This is a genomic window from Methylobacterium frigidaeris (assembly GCF_022179185.1).
GTDB classification, from domain to species: Bacteria; Pseudomonadota; Alphaproteobacteria; order Rhizobiales; family Beijerinckiaceae; genus Methylobacterium; species Methylobacterium frigidaeris.
In genome coordinates this window covers 1-383 of record NZ_BPQJ01000156.1, presented here as the reverse complement: position 1 = coordinate 383, position 383 = coordinate 1, and the positions used below count along the sequence as shown (strand labels likewise).

At 68.4% G+C, this 383-nt stretch carries 1 protein-coding gene; it reads left to right on the top strand.

The window, feature by feature from the left end; all coding sequences use genetic code 11:
• Window positions 1–139: 139 nt before the first annotated feature.
• On the top strand, window positions 140–383 hold a 244-nt coding region (locus MFF64_RS36655; RefSeq protein ID WP_238193946.1), incomplete at its 3' end, for an SOS response-associated peptidase family protein.

Sequence of the window (383 nt, the reverse complement as noted above, 5' to 3'; positions counted from 1 at the left end):
GACCTCCTCAGATCGGTGCAAGCTTAGCAGATCGGGGCGTTTTCACACAGCCTCGGTCGAAAGCCGCGACTCAGAGCACCATGGGCGATCAGCGCCGCTTCACGAGACCCGCAGGGCCCGATCGTCTACGATCCCGGCCATGTGCAACCTCTACAGCTCCGCCCGCTCCCAGGACGAGATCCGGCGCACCTTCGCGGTCGACCGCGACGAGGCCGGCAACCTGCCGCCGCTGCTGGGGATCTTCCCTGACCAGATGGCGCCCGTCGTCCACGCCGCCGATGGCGAGCGGGTGCTGACGATGATGCGCTGGGGCTTCCCGCCGCCGCCGAAGGTCGGCACCCAGCCGGTCACCAACGTGCGCAACGTCGCCTCTCCCTACTGGC